This is a genomic window from Rhodopseudomonas parapalustris, assembly GCF_053772255.1.
Map to the genome: position 1 here is coordinate 77489 of NZ_JAMKBZ010000021.1, position 13688 is coordinate 91176.

The following is a 13688-nucleotide window of genomic DNA, read 5'->3' on the forward strand; positions in this document are numbered from 1 at the left end:
AGCCTGATGCACTCACGAATGCAGCCGGCGGCGGCGCGGTCCCGGCGCAGCGGCGGGCGCGGCGGTCTCGCTGAACAGTTCGGCGAGCTTTTCGGTGATGGCACCGCCGAGCTCTTCGGCGTCGACGATGGTCACGGCGCGGCGATAATAGCGCGTGACGTCGTGGCCGATGCCGATCACGATCAATTCCACCGGCGAGCGGGTCTCGATCTCCTCGATGATGTGGCGCAGGTGCCGTTCGAGGTAGTTGCCGGGATTGACCGACAGCGTCGAGTCGTCGACCGGCGCGCCGTCCGAGATCATCATCAGGATCTTGCGCTGTTCGGGCCGGCCGAGCAGGCGCTTGTGCGCCCAGTCGAGCGCCTCGCCGTCGATGTTCTCCTTGAGCAGTCCCTCGCGCATCATCAGCCCAAGATTCTTGCGCGCGCGGCGCCACGGGGCGTCGGCGGATTTGTAGATGATGTGGCGCAGATCGTTGAGCCGGCCCGGATTGGCCGGCTTGCCTGCCGCCAGCCACGCCTCGCGCGACTGTCCGCCCTTCCAGGCGCGGGTGGTGAAGCCGAGAATCTCGACCTTGACGCCGCAGCGCTCCAGCGTGCGTGCCAGAATGTCCGCGCAGGTCGCCGCCACCGTGATCGGGCGGCCGCGCATCGAGCCGGAATTGTCGAGCAGCAGAGTCACCACGGTGTCGCGGAAGGTCGCTTCCTTCTCGCTCATGAACGACAGCGGATGGAACGGGTCGATCACCACACGAGACAGACGAGCCGGGTCGAGGATGCCCTCTTCGAGGTCGAAGTCCCAGGCGCGATTCTGCTGCGCCATCAGCCGGCGCTGCAGCCGGTTGGCGAGGCGCGCAACGATGCCCTGCAGATGCGCGAGCTGCTTGTCGAGATAGCTGCGCAGCCGCTCCAGTTCGTCGTGATCGCAGAGATCTTCGGCGGCGACGATCTCGTCGAACTTTGGCGCGAAGGCGTGATACTCCGGCCCGCGCGGTTCGTTGGCGCCGCGATTGTGCGGCCGGGTGGCTTCGCCCGGAGTGTCGTCCTCGCCGAGCTCGGAATCGTCGAAGGCGTCGGAAGTGGACGCCTGAGCGCTTTCCATCTGGCTGTCGCTGACCTCGTCGGTGGTCGACTCGGCCTGCTCGGCGCTCATTTCCTGCGCCGATTCGCCTTCCGGCTGCCCTTCGGCACCGCCCTGGTCGTTCTCGCCTTCCTGCTTGTCGTCCTGGTTGTCTTCCTCGTCAGTATCGGTGTCGCGATCGTCGCCGAGCTCGAGCGCGTCGAGCATGTCGTGGATCACGTCGCCGAACTTCGCCTGATTGTCGGCGAAGCGTTCGAGCTGATCGAGCCGCGGCCCGAGCTTGTCTTCCAGCACCGGGCGCCACAGGTCGACCAGCTTCTTGGCCGCCGTCGGCGGCGCCAGCCCGGTCAGGCGCTCGCGCACCAGCATCGCCAGCGCATCGGACAGCGGCGCGTCGGCGCGGTCGGTGATCTCGTCGAATTTGCCGCGATGGAAATGGTCGTCGAGCATCGCGGTGAGGTTCTTGGCGACGCCGGCCATCCGCCGCGCACCGAGCGCCTCGACCCGGGCCTGCTCGACCGCCTCGAACACGCCGCGCGCCTGCGGATTGCCGGGCATCAGCTTGCGATGCACTTTCGGGTCGTGGCAGGCGAGTTTGAGCGCGATCGAGTCGGCATGGCCGCGCACGATCGCGGCGTCGCGCTTGCTCATCTTCCGCGCCGGCTCGGGGAGCCGCGCCTTGCCCGGCGCGAGGCCGGGGCGTTCGGCCGCGAAACTCACTTCCAGCTCCGGCGCCTTCGCGATCGCGCGCAGGCACGACGTCACCGCGCGCTTGAACGGCTCGGTCGGCGCTTCCTTCGATCCGGTGCGGAGTTTGGTGTTCTGGGTGGTCATGCTGATCAACGCCGGCGTGGTGATTGCAGTTCGTCGTATTCGATCACGCGTTCTACGATAGCCGGCCAATCGTAAGGACAAGTCGCGGGAAAAGCCGTTTCCGCCAATCCTGTCTCGTTCACGGCATCGTCCACAGCGTCCTCATAGCCCTCGGCCACACCGTCGGATATGCGTGGCTGCAGGCTGGGGTTCTCGCGCAGCAGGCGCCCGATCCGTCTGCGATGCTCCCGGATTGACAGCACCCAGCTACGTGACCGCCGCTCCGGTTGATGGTCCCACTTCAGCAGATGCAGCAAGACGATTCGGATGGCGCTTTGCAGCTTGTCGTACTCTGTCTTGCCCACGTCGCCCAACTCGTCCGCGATGTTGACCGCGTCGATTTCAGACAGCCGTCCCGCTTTGAGCAGTGCGACTTGGTCCTGGACCCAGCCGTACAAATCCTCCCGATGGCCACGCGACACCTTGGGTGTCGCCGGCTCGATCGGATCACTGCGCAGCTTCGACTTGGTCGTTGTCATCGCCTGCCTTCCGCCTCTCCCCGCGCGCAAGGAGAGGCTGTTGGGATCAGCTCATCGCGATGTTGACCGAGCTCTCCGGCAGCTCGGCGTTGAAGCAGCGCTGATAGAATTCGGCTACCAGCGGGCGCTCCAGCTCGTCGCATTTGTTGAGGAAGGTGACGCGGAACGCGAAGCCGATGTCGCCGAAGATCTCGGCGTTCTCCGACCAGGTGATCACCGTGCGCGGGCTCATCACCGTCGACAGATCGCCGTTGGCGAAGGCGTTGCGGGTGAGGTCGGCGAGGCGGACCATCTTGTTGACGATGTCGCGGCCCTCGGCGTTGCGATAGTGCTTGGCCTTGGCGAGCACGATCTCGACTTCCTCGTCGTGCGGCAGATAGTTCAGCGTGGTGACGATCGACCAGCGGTCCATCTGGCCCTGATTGATCTGCTGCGTGCCGTGATACAGGCCCGAGGTGTCGCCGAGGCCGATGGTGTTGGCGGTCGCGAACAGCCGGAACGCCGGATGCGGCTTGATCACCTTGTTCTGGTCGAGCAGCGTCAGCCGGCCGGAGACTTCCAGCACGCGCTGGATCACGAACATCACGTCCGGGCGGCCGGCATCGTATTCGTCGAACACCAGCGCGACGTTGTGCTGAAGCGCCCAGGGCAGGATGCCGTCACGGAATTCGGTGACCTGCTTGCCGTCGCGAACCACGATGGCGTCCTTGCCGACCAGATCGATGCGGCTGATGTGGCTGTCGAGGTTGACCCGCACGCACGGCCAGTTGAGCCTTGCGGCGACCTGCTCGATATGGGTCGATTTGCCGGTGCCGTGGAAGCCGGTCACCATCACGCGCCGATTCTTGGCGAAGCCTGCCAAAATCGCGAGAGTGGTGGCGCGGTCGAAACGGTAATCCGGATCGACATCCGGAACGTGAGGGTCGACCTCGGAATAGGCGGGAACTTCAAGGTCACTGTCGATGCCGAAGACCTGCCGGACCGACACCTTCATGTCAGGTAACCCAGTGATCTCCGGAGCGGTGGTCGTAGCGGCGGTCATCAATCCTCCGTGGTCCCGGACGCGCCCGAAACCCGATCTTCGTTGGTGGATGCGGTTGAGTGCGGAATTGAACCTAGCAGAGAGCTGCGATCCGCAGAAGCCCGCGGCGCGATCAAAGTTCCGTCGATGTTTCATTGAGATAGGGGCATGACGCGGTTTTGTGAAGGCTGTGTTGCGAATTCGGTGGGCGATGCCGAATCGGCGTGCAACCTTTCGGCAGGGCAGAGGTCGTAAGCTGTCGCACTTGCCGGTTCGTCCTGACGCGGAGTTCCTACCGCCTTGAGTTCACTGCTCGACTCGCTGGTTCATTTTGCCGCGTCGCATCCCGGACTCGCCTATCTGGCGCTGTTCCTGGCCGCGTTGCTCGAAGCCGTTCCGGTGCTCGGATCGCTGGTGCCGGGTTCGACCGTGATCCTGGCGCTCAGTGCGCTGATTCCCGGCGGTGAGATCAGTCTGGCCGGCGCTCTTGCATCGGCGGTCGCCGGTGCATTGATCGGCGATGGCGCAGCGTATTGGACCGGCCACCGCGCGCAGCGCCGCATCCTGAGCGCCTGGCCGCTGTCGATCTATCCGGATGTCGTGGCGCGCGCGGAGGCCTTTTTCCTGCGCTATGGCACCTGGGCGGTGCTGTTCGGCCGGTTCGTGCCGCCGATCCGCGCCTTCGTGCCGGTCACCGCCGGGGCGCTGCAAATGAAGCCGGCGCGGTTCTTCGCGGTCGACGTGCCGGCGATTTTGCTGTGGGCGCCGGCGCATGTGCTGCCGGGGGTGCTGGCGGCCACCGCTCTGGAGCGCAGCCACGCGTCATTGCACCATTGGCTGCCGGTGCTGGCCGGCGTGGTCGGAACGCTGGCGGTGGCACTCTGGGCATATCGCCGCTGGAAGGGCGTCGAGCCGACCAGTTAGCCCCTGAGCGGTCGAGATCGTCGTCTCGTGGCGACGAGACGACAGCTCAGCTTCGGACCACCGTTTTCAGATAATTGTACGCCTTGATGATTTCGATCAGGCGATCTTCGGTCGAGCGGTCGCCGCCATTGGCGTCGGGGTGATGCTGCTTCACCAGGGCCTTGTACTTGGCCTTGACCACTTCGAGCGTGGCGTCGCTGTCGAGGCCCATCACCTGCAGCGCCTTGCGCTCGGCGTTGAATACCTTGCGCGGCTCGGCGCGCACCTCGTCGGCCGGATCCGGCCCGCGACGCCGGCGACGGCTGCCGGTGAATTCATTGAAGACGTTGAACGGATCGGCGGCGCCTTCGAGATCCTCGGGGCTGCGGGCGCGGCTGCGCGCGCCGTTCTGTCCCATCTTCCAGGTCGGCCGATGTCCGGTCAGCGCGTCCTTCTGATAGCGCGCGACGTCGTCGGGATCCATTCCTTGGAAGAAATTGTAGCCTTGATTGAATTCGCGGACGTGATTGAGGCAGAAGTGCCAATAGTCCTTCTCGTGGCCGCGGCCTTTCGGCGCGCGGTGCGCTGCGCGGCTGGTGCAGCCCGGCGCATCGCACATCCGCACCTGCTCGCGCGCGGCCTCCCGCGCCGCCTCTGCGGCCCGCGGCTTGACGCGGATCTTGTCGAAGAATTTGGACGAGTCGATTGGCATGAGCGGACTTTGACTACGCAACGTTCCGGGCTTCAAGTCTTGACATTCGGAGTAGTGCCCCGGTTGATGCGTCGCAGACGGATTTGACGGAATAACGGCCGAGGGTGGGCATCAAGGCATGGGCACGCAAGACACTATCACGAAGAAGTTGCGCGAAGCTTTCACCCCGGAAAGCCTCGATGTGATCGACGAATCTAATCTGCATGAAGGTCATGCCGGCCATTCCGGCCGCAGCGAGACTCATTTTCGCGTGAATATCGTGTCGGCCGCCTTCTCCGGCAAGAGCCGGATCGATCGCCATCGCATGGTCAACGACCTGCTGGAAACGGAACTGAAGGGCGGCGTCCACGCGTTGGCCATCAAGGCCAAGGCGCCGGGCGAAGCCTGAGCGAAGATTCGGTCAGACCGATCCGGCGCGCGACTTCCGACTTTTCTTCTGAATCAGATCGGCCTCGCCGTCGCGCGGCACCGGAGAGATCCGCAGCGTGGTGATGCGGTTGCGCTCCCGGCGCAAAACGCGGAAGCGGAAGCCGTGGAAGGTGAAGTTCTGGCCGCGCTCCGGGATCGACCGGGCTTCGTGAATCACCAGGCCGGCTACCGTCGTCGCCTCCTCGTCCGGAAGCTCCCAATCCATCGCGCGGTTGAGGTCGCGGATCGGCACCGAGCCGTCGACGACCACCGAGCCGTCGGGCTGGGTTCGAACGCCGGCGACCACGACGTCGTGCTCGTCGGAAATGTCGCCGACGATCTCCTCGAGAATGTCCTCGAGCGTCACCATGCCTTCGACTTCGCCGTATTCGTCGACCACCAGAGCGAAGTGAGTCTTGCGGGTGCGGAACGCCTTGAGCTGTTCCGACACCGGGCGCATTTCCGGCACGAACCAAGGCTGTAGCGCGATCTTGCCGATGTCGAGCTTGGAGGCATCGCCGTCCGAAGCTCGCAGCGCTCGTAGCAGATCCTTGGCGTGCAGCACGCCGACGATGTTTTCCGGCTTGTCCCGCCACAGCGGCACGCGGGTGTACTCGGTGGCCAGAACTTCCTTCACCAACTGTTCGGTCGGCTGATCGGCGTTGATGGTGACCATCGAGGTCCGATGCACCATCACGTCCGACACCACCAGTTCGCCGAACCGGAACACGTTCTGGATGTATTCGGCCTCGCCGCTTTCGATCTTGCCGTGCTCGGCGGATTCGCCGACCAGCCCTTCGATCTCGACGTCGGTAAGGATCTCGTGCTCGGAGTTTTCCTCGACGCCGAGCAGCTTCAGCACGCCTCGCGAGGCCTGGTTCAGCAGCCAGTTCAGCGGATACAGCAGAATGAACGAGACGTGCAGCGGATAGGCGATCCACTGCGACACAGGCTCCGGCTGGCGGATCGCCAGCGTCTTGGGCACCTGTTCGCCGATCACGATGTGCAGCGACGAGAAGAACAGGAAGCCGCCGATGAACGCGATCAGATGTTGCGCCGACTCCGACAGGCCCATCGGCTGCAACACCGGCGCGAGCAGCGCCGATACGGTCGGCTCGCCGACCCAGCCGAGCCCAAGCGACGCCATGGTGATGCCGAGCTGGCAGCAGGCCAGATACGCCTCGACGTTGCCGAGGATCTGCTGCACCAGTTCGGCGCCGAACCGCTGCTTCTCGACCATCGCCTTGATGCGGAAGCCGCGGCTTCGCACCAGCGCGAATTCCGCCGCGACGTAGAAGGCGTTGGCGATCAGCAGCAGGACCGCGATCAGGACGTTGCTCAGAGTCGAGTTCATGATGCTCTTGGGTTCGCCTGCGTGACCGCGGGGCGCCGCAGCGGCGTTTAGGCTTCCGCCAGCTTCCGCTGCAGGAAATCGCGCACCGGTGCCGGCTCGACCTTGCTCGCGATCACCGCGCGACCGATGCCTTCCATCAGGATGAAGGTGAGCTCGCCGCGCTTGACCTTCTTGTCCTGCGCCATCAGGGCCATCAGCCTGTCGGCATCGGCGAGGCCTTCCTGGGTGAAGCCGGCGATGTCCTGCAGCCGTGTCGGCAGCCCGACCTCGGCAAGATGCTTGGCGAGCCGCTGCGCATCGGCCGCCGGCATCATGCCGCGTTCTGCGGAGAACTCCGCCGCCAGCACCATGCCGATCGCGACGCCTTCGCCATGGAACAGCCGATCGGAGAATCCCGTCGCCGCTTCCAGCGCATGGCCGAATGTGTGGCCGAGATTGAGCAGCGCCCGGTCGCCGGTCTCGCGTTCGTCGCGCGCCACGATCGCGGCCTTCGCCCGGCACGAGGTGGCGACTGCGTGCTCGCGCGCAGCGCCGCCGCTGAACAGCTCGGCGTGGTTGGCTTCGAGCCAGGCGAAGAACGCTTCGTCGCCGAGCGCGCCGTATTTCGCAACTTCGGCATAGCCGGCGCGGAACTGCCGCTGCGACAGCGTGTCGAGGATCGCGGTATCGGCCAGCACCAGCACCGGCTGGTGGAACGTGCCGATCAGGTTCTTGCCCTGGGGCGAGTTGATGCCGGTCTTGCCGCCGACCGAGGAGTCGACCTGAGCCAGCAGCGAGGTCGGCACCTGCACGAAATCGACGCCGCGGCGCAGCAGCGAGGCCGAGAAGCCGGCGAGATCGCCGATCACGCCGCCACCGAGCGCGATCACCAGGTCGTTGCGCTCGATCTTGGCGGCGATCAGCGCCTCGCACACCTGTTGGAGCCCCGCATAGCTTTTGGAACTCTCGCCTTCGCCGACGATCACCGACGCATGTGCGATGCCGGCCTCGTCCAGCACCTCCTCGGTGCGCTGCAGCCAGGTCTTCGCGACGGTGCGATCGGTGACGATCGCGGTGCGGGCGCCGGGGCGCAGCTTGGCGATTCGGGCGCCCAGCGAGGCGAGCACGTCACGGCCGATCACGATCTCATAGGCGCGGTCGCCGAGCGCGACCTCGACGGTGATCGGGGCGGAGTGTTTTTGCGGGGCGTTCATGAAGTCTCGCTCAAGGTTGGGGCGGACGCGCCGCACAGATAGTGATGCAACGCCGCGACGCATTCGTCGACGATCTTCTCGTGCGGCACGTCGCGCGACGCGATGGTGATGTCGGCCTCGCGATACGTCGGATAGCGTTCGGCGATCAGCCGGGCGATGGTGCCGGCCGGATCGGGCGTCTTCAGCAGCGGGCGGTCGGCGCGGCGCTTGACCCGGCGCAGGATCACATCCGCCTCGGCCTCCAGCCACATCGAGATCGCCTTTTCGCGAATCCGGTCACGGGTCTCCTCGCGCATGAAGGCGCCGCCGCCGGTCGCCAGCACCTTGGTGCCGCCATCGAGCAGTCGCGCGATCACCCGGGCCTCGCCGTCGCGGAAATGCGGCTCGCCATGGGTCTCGAAGATCTCCGGGATGGTCATCGCGGCGGCCGATTCGATCTCGGTGTCGGCGTCGAGAAACGGCAGCCCGAGCCGCAGCGCCAGCCGGCGTCCGACGGTGGATTTGCCGGCGCCCATCATGCCGATGAGCACGACCGGGCGATCGCCCAGCGCCGCGACGATCTCGGCTTCCTGGGGCGACCTGCCGGCAGCAGCCGTCGGTACGGTTTCAGACATTCGCGGCATCCGTGGGATAGAAAGGCCAAGCTATACTACCCCCGTCGCCGAGCTTGCCAGAGTCTCTTGCAAGGGAAGGGCGAACATGGTCGTAGTCGACCGTCCTCGCCCAAACGCCCGCCTGTTCGCTGCCGCCGAGATTGTCGAATGCCCACCCTGTTTCGGTTCCTGACGGTGATCGGTGTGGTGGGCGGTATCATCTACGGGACGATTTTCGCGCTGGCCAATTTCGTCGGGCCGAACAGCCGCGAAATGACCGTGACGATCGGTCCGGACAAATTTCTCAAGAAATAGCCGCTAGGCTGGTCGCATGCGTCGACCGCGAACCATATCCAGAGCCGCCCCGCTGCGGGAGCCTGAAGCTCAGGCCGCGCCGCTGCGCCCTGCTTCCTATTCGGACGCCGGGCTGACCGAGCTTTTTCTCGACATGATCGCGGCCGAGCAAGGCGCCTCCGTCAACACGCTGGACGCCTATCGGCGCGATCTGGCCGACCTGTCACACTTTCTCTCCCGCCGCCGGCTCAGCATCGGCTCCGCCGACACTGCGGCGTTGCGCGGCTATCTGGCCGATCTCGACAAGCGCGGCTTCGCCACTTCCAGCGTTGCCCGGCGGCTGTCGGCGCTGCGCCATTTATTCCGGTTTCTGCTCAGCGAGCGGATTCGCGCCGATGATCCGGCCGCGATCCTGGCCGGGCCGAAGCGCGGCCGCAGCCTGCCGAAGGTGCTGTCGATTGCCGATGTCGACCGGTTGCTCGCTTGCGCCCGACAGGAGGCCGACGCCGCAGAAGGGCCAGCGCGGCTGCGGGCGGCCCGACTGAATTGTCTGCTCGAAGTGCTCTACGCTACCGGCCTTCGCGTCTCGGAGCTGGTGTCGCTGCCGCTGTCGGCGGCCCGGCGCGATGCCCGGATGATCGTGGTGCGCGGCAAGGGCGACAAAGAGCGGCTGGTGCCGCTCAACGCCGGCGCCAAACAGGCGATGGCGCGCTATCTGGAAGAGGTCGCAGCCGCCAAGGTCCCCAAAGACGGCCCTGCGCCGAAATGGCTGTTCCCGTCCTTCGGCGAGAGCGGGTATCTCACCCGGCAGCATTTTGCCCGGGATCTGAAGGATTTGGCAGCGCGCGCCGGACTGTCGCCGCGGCTCGTCAGCCCGCATGTGCTGCGCCACGCCTTCGCCAGCCATCTGCTGCACAACGGCGCTGATCTGCGGATCGTGCAGACGCTACTCGGCCACAGCGACATCTCGACCACCCAGATCTACACCCATGTGGTCGAGGAGCGCCTGAAGAGCCTGGTGCGCGATCTGCACCCGCTCGGCGAAGGCCGTTAGCGGCCGGTCATTCGCGACAGCACTTCGTCGCGCTTGACGAACTGATGCCAGCACACCGCGGCGAGATGCAGCGCCAGCACCGCCCCCAGCACCCAGGCGCCGCGGTCGTGCAGCATCTGGCCCCATTCGGAGAGGGCATGGTCGCGCGGCACCAGCCGCGGCCATTGAAACAGCCCGAACCACGGCAGCGAGTAGCCGCCGGCGCCGGAGAACAAATAGCCGCTGAGCGGCATGAACAGCATCAGGCCATAAAGCGCCAGATGGCCGGCGCGGGCCGCCAGCTCCGTCAGGTGCCCGAGCGGCCGTCGGTACGGCGGCTCGCCGCCGATCAGCCGGAACGCGATGCGGATGACCAGCAGGGCCAGGATGGTGAAGCCGAGCGATTTGTGCAGTTCGAGCAGGCCCTGACGCGGCTGCTGGCCTGACGGATAGTAGGCCGCGACGATGCCGAGCCCGATTGCTGCGAAGATCAGGATAGCCATCGACCAGTGCAGCCAGCGTTGGGCGCGCCCGAACATGAAGCGATCGGTCGAGATGGGGGCGTCGTCTGATGCAGTCATGTTGGACTTTCTGGCCAGAGCAGGGGCGGCGCCGAGCCATCAGATCGGCGGCTGAAAATCAAATTACCGACGCGTGATCGGTTCAGCCGGCAGCAGGCAGCGATCGCGCCGGTTCGGGCAGCCGACTTCTGGCGCCCCGGCCCAAGGGCTTCGTCGGCTGTGGTGGATGCGGCGCTGCGGCACTTGTCCCAGCCGCTTGACTTGGCTCCCGGATGGCTTGAAAAGCCGGGCGGCCCTATCGGCCGCAGCTTTCCTCCCCATATCGCTCTAGTCATGTCCGGGCCCATGCGCAGCTATCTCGACTTCGAAAAGCCGGTGGCGGAACTCGATTCCAAGATCGACGAATTGCGCACGCTCGCGGCTTCCGGCAGCGACATCCACGAGGAAATCGAGAAAATCGAAGAGAAGGCGCAGCAGGCGCTGCAAGATCTCTATGCGGCGCTGACGCCGTGGCAGAAGACCCAGGTCGCGCGTCATCCGCAGCGGCCGCATTGCGTCGATTATATCGAAGGGCTGATCACCGAGTTCACGCCTTTGGCGGGCGACCGCAAGTTCGGCGACGACGAGGCGCTGGTCGGCGGCTTTGGTCGGTTCCGCGGCGAGAGCGTCTGCGTCATTGGCCAGGAAAAGGGCTCGACCACCGAGACCCGGCTGCGGCACAATTTCGGCATGGCGCGGCCGGAAGGCTATCGCAAGGCGGTCCGGCTGATGGAAATGGCCGATCGCTTCGATCTGCCGGTGCTGTCGCTGGTCGACACCGCGGGCGCCTATCCGGGCATCGGCGCCGAAGAACGCGGCCAGGCCGAGGCGATCGCCCGTTCGACCGACGCCTGCCTGCAGCTCGGTGTTCCCAACGTGGCGCTGGTGATCGGCGAAGGCGGCTCCGGCGGCGCGATCGCGATCGCCACAGCCAACAAGGTTCTGATGCTGGAGCACGCGGTCTATAGCGTGATCTCGCCGGAAGCGGCGTCCTCGATCCTGTGGCGCGACGGCACCAAGGCGCAGGAAGCGGCGAATTCGATGAAGATCACCGCCCAGGACCTGCTGAAATTCGGGGTGATCGACCAGATTCTGGCCGAGCCCAAGGGCGGTGCGCATCGTGATCCGGAGGCGATGATCGCCACCGCCGGCGACGCAGTCGCTGCCGCCTTCGCCGAGCTGAAGGGCCAGGGCCGCGACGCCATCCGGGCGCAGCGCCGGCAGAAATTCCTCGATATCGGCCGCAAGCTGGCCTGATCGGGCCAGCCTGAGGCCGGCGCGACGAATTGATCAAATCTTAACCAAATCCGCACCGCTGCTCCGGGATTTGGCGTTCGGCCGCAGTTTCGCCGCGCGCCGGCGATTCAATGTTCCTTGACCATGATCTCTGGACCGCCCTGCCGCCGGCCTGATCGGCTTGCGACCCCAAGGGCTTAAGGATAATCTTGTCGGACTGCACACGGCACCAATGCGTTGGCGCGGACGTGGTGCAGAGTTTGGTAAATGAGAGCGGTCGAATCCGCCGGATCCTGCAAGATCCGGTGCCGGAAAGGCCGCGCGGAAGCTGGACGACGGGCTGCTCGAATGTGGGGTGCGGGTTTGCCGGTCGTCGGGGGAGCTTCGTTGTGACGAAAAGCCCGCTTGTACGCGCGCTGATGCTGACTGCCGCGCTGGCCACGATGCCGATGCTCGCCGGCTGCAACAGCGATCAGATGGCGCTCGCCACCAACGCCAAGGCCAACCAGCCGGTGCCGCCGAAGCTGGTTGCGGCGATTCAGGAAAAGAACATGGACCTGCAGTCGCCGATCCTGGTGCGGCTGTTCAAGCAGGAAGCCGTGCTCGAGGTCTGGAAGCAGGACCGCACCGGCGTCTTCCAACTGCTGAAGTCCTATCCGATCTGCCGCTGGTCCGGCGACTTGGGTCCGAAGATCCGTGAAGGCGACCGGCAGGCGCCGGAGGGGTTCTATTCGATCTCCCCCGGCCAGATGAATCCGCAATCGTCGTATTATCTGTCGTTCAACACCGGCTATCCCAACGCGTTCGACAAGTCGCTCGGTCGCACCGGCTCGCAGCTGATGGTGCACGGCGACTGCTCGTCGCGCGGCTGCTACGCGATGACGGACGAACAGATCGCCGAGATCTATGCGCTCGGGCGCGAGTCGTTCTTCGGCGGCCAGCGCGCCTTCCAGCTCCAGGCGTACCCCTTCAAGATGACGCCGGTGAACTTCGCCAAGCACCGCAACAACCCGAACATGCCGTTCTGGAAGATGCTGAAGCAAGGCTACGATCATTTCGAAGTCACCAGGCAGGAGCCGAAGGTCGACTTCTGCGAGCATAAATACGTGTTCGACGCCGCACCGCTGCCCGGCGCGACCCGGCCGCTGCAGTTCAACGCTTCGGCCAAATGCCCAGCCTACGAGGTCCGGCCCGACATCGCCGAAGCGGTGCGCGAGAAGGACAAGCAGGACAACATCAAGATCGCCGAGCTGATCGCCAAGGGAACGCCGGTGGCGCGCCTCAACACCGGCATCGACGGCGGCATGAACCATGTGTTCGCCTCGAAGATCCCTGATGCCTCGACCGGGCTGTCGGATGCCGTCGAGGACAAGTCGCTGTCGGTCGCCTCGTTCGACCGCGCACCGGGCACCATCCCGCCGACCGTCAATCCGCCGCGGCCGTCCGACAACCTGCTGCGCGCCGCGCCGGCCGAGCCCAGCGTCGCGGTGGCTTCGACCCCGCCGCGCGCGCACGTCGCCTCGGCCGCGAAGGACGAAATCGGCGGGCTGCTGTCCAGCCCGACCCATCGGAGCGGCGAAGTCACGGCCTCGACCCGTCGGGCCGCCTCTGCGCCCAGCGGCTCCGGCCGGCACGAACCGGCGCTGCGTCCGCATGCGTCGGTGCCGAAGGTCAACGAAGCGAAACAGCGGCCGTCGCTGAAGCCGAGCGTCGATACGGCCGAGACCACCTCGTCTGCCGCGGCCAAACCGTCCGGGACGATCTCCGGCGGCGCGCCGGTGGTGTCGTCGAATTCGTTCGACAACCGGTTCTCGGCGTTCCGCTGAGGCGGCTCGCGTTTCGTTAGAAACCCCCACGTCGGTCATTCCGGGGCGCTCGCGAACGCGAGCGAACCCGGAATCTCGCCGTTCGGGGCACCAGCAGGATTTCAAAAGTCGTCCGTGAACAAT

The 13688-nt window shown here is 65.7% G+C and carries 14 protein-coding genes; 6 read left to right on the plus strand and 8 right to left on the minus strand.

Going from position 1 to position 13688, the window contains the following annotated elements:
* Positions 1-12: 12 nt before the first annotated feature.
* Genes cobT through cobS form a run of 3 tightly spaced genes read right to left on the minus strand, consistent with a single transcriptional unit; the run spans position 13 to position 3474 of the window.
* Entirely contained in the window at positions 13-1914 is a 1902-nt protein-coding gene (gene cobT, locus M9H71_RS17890) for a cobaltochelatase subunit CobT (RefSeq protein ID WP_455406295.1), read from the minus strand.
* Between the two features lie 5 nt (positions 1915-1919).
* The gene (locus M9H71_RS17895) at positions 1920-2432 is read right to left on the minus strand and encodes a DUF29 domain-containing protein (RefSeq protein ID WP_455406296.1); all 513 of its coding nucleotides are present in this window, start codon (positions 2430-2432) and stop codon (positions 1920-1922) included.
* 46 nt (positions 2433-2478) lie between these two features.
* Positions 2479-3474 carry a cobaltochelatase subunit CobS gene (gene cobS, locus M9H71_RS17900; RefSeq protein ID WP_455406297.1) on the minus strand — a complete coding sequence of 332 codons (996 nt, stop codon included), beginning with the start codon at positions 3472-3474 and terminating at the stop codon, positions 2479-2481.
* A gap of 279 nt (positions 3475-3753) precedes the next feature.
* Here cobS and M9H71_RS17905 point away from each other — a divergent pair, with 279 nt between their 5' ends.
* On the plus strand, positions 3754-4377 hold the full coding sequence (locus M9H71_RS17905; RefSeq protein WP_455406298.1) for a DedA family protein: 624 nt from the start codon (positions 3754-3756) through the stop codon (positions 4375-4377).
* A gap of 46 nt (positions 4378-4423) precedes the next feature.
* On the opposite strand, the gene M9H71_RS17910 is transcribed toward M9H71_RS17905, so the two are convergent.
* Entirely contained in the window at positions 4424-5068 is a 645-nt protein-coding gene (locus tag M9H71_RS17910; protein ID WP_455406299.1) for a J domain-containing protein, read from the minus strand.
* A 118-nt stretch (positions 5069-5186) separates the two neighbouring features.
* On the opposite strand from M9H71_RS17910, the gene M9H71_RS17915 reads away from it, so the two are divergent.
* Positions 5187-5456, plus strand: coding sequence for a BolA family protein (locus M9H71_RS17915; protein ID WP_455406300.1), 270 nt, complete (start codon positions 5187-5189; stop codon positions 5454-5456).
* A 12-nt stretch (positions 5457-5468) separates the two neighbouring features.
* Here M9H71_RS17915 and M9H71_RS17920 read toward each other — a convergent pair whose 3' ends face one another.
* From M9H71_RS17920 to M9H71_RS17930, 3 genes are read right to left on the minus strand one after another with little or no spacing between them, the layout of a single operon-like run.
* The gene (locus M9H71_RS17920; RefSeq protein ID WP_455406301.1) at positions 5469-6830 is read right to left on the minus strand and encodes a hemolysin family protein; all 1362 of its coding nucleotides are present in this window, start codon (positions 6828-6830) and stop codon (positions 5469-5471) included.
* A gap of 47 nt (positions 6831-6877) precedes the next feature.
* On the minus strand, positions 6878-8023 hold the full coding sequence (gene aroB / locus M9H71_RS17925; RefSeq protein ID WP_455406302.1) for a 3-dehydroquinate synthase: 1146 nt from the start codon (positions 8021-8023) through the stop codon (positions 6878-6880).
* Positions 8020-8637, minus strand: coding sequence for a shikimate kinase (locus M9H71_RS17930; protein WP_455406303.1), 618 nt, complete (start codon positions 8635-8637; stop codon positions 8020-8022). The genes aroB and M9H71_RS17930 overlap by 4 nt, the downstream gene beginning before the upstream one ends.
* A 147-nt stretch (positions 8638-8784) precedes the next feature.
* On the opposite strand from M9H71_RS17930, the gene M9H71_RS17935 reads away from it, so the two are divergent.
* Positions 8785-8931 carry a hypothetical protein gene (locus tag M9H71_RS17935; protein WP_011156073.1) on the plus strand — a complete coding sequence of 49 codons (147 nt, stop codon included), beginning with the start codon at positions 8785-8787 and terminating at the stop codon, positions 8929-8931.
* 16 nt (positions 8932-8947) lie between these two features.
* Positions 8948-9964, plus strand: coding sequence for a site-specific tyrosine recombinase XerD (gene xerD, locus M9H71_RS17940; protein ID WP_455406304.1), 1017 nt, complete (start codon positions 8948-8950; stop codon positions 9962-9964).
* Here xerD and M9H71_RS17945 read toward each other — a convergent pair.
* The gene (locus tag M9H71_RS17945; RefSeq protein WP_455406305.1) at positions 9961-10524 is read right to left on the minus strand and encodes a cytochrome b; all 564 of its coding nucleotides are present in this window, start codon (positions 10522-10524) and stop codon (positions 9961-9963) included. The two genes, xerD and M9H71_RS17945, sit on opposite strands and share 4 nt — an antisense overlap.
* Before the next feature lie 273 nt (positions 10525-10797).
* Here M9H71_RS17945 and M9H71_RS17950 point away from each other — a divergent pair, with 273 nt between their 5' ends.
* On the plus strand, positions 10798-11760 hold the full coding sequence (locus M9H71_RS17950; protein WP_164603958.1) for an acetyl-CoA carboxylase carboxyltransferase subunit alpha: 963 nt from the start codon (positions 10798-10800) through the stop codon (positions 11758-11760).
* A gap of 368 nt (positions 11761-12128) precedes the next feature.
* The gene (locus M9H71_RS17955) at positions 12129-13565 is read left to right on the plus strand and encodes a L,D-transpeptidase family protein (RefSeq protein WP_455406306.1); all 1437 of its coding nucleotides are present in this window, start codon (positions 12129-12131) and stop codon (positions 13563-13565) included.
* The last annotated feature ends 123 nt before the right edge of the window (positions 13566-13688 follow it).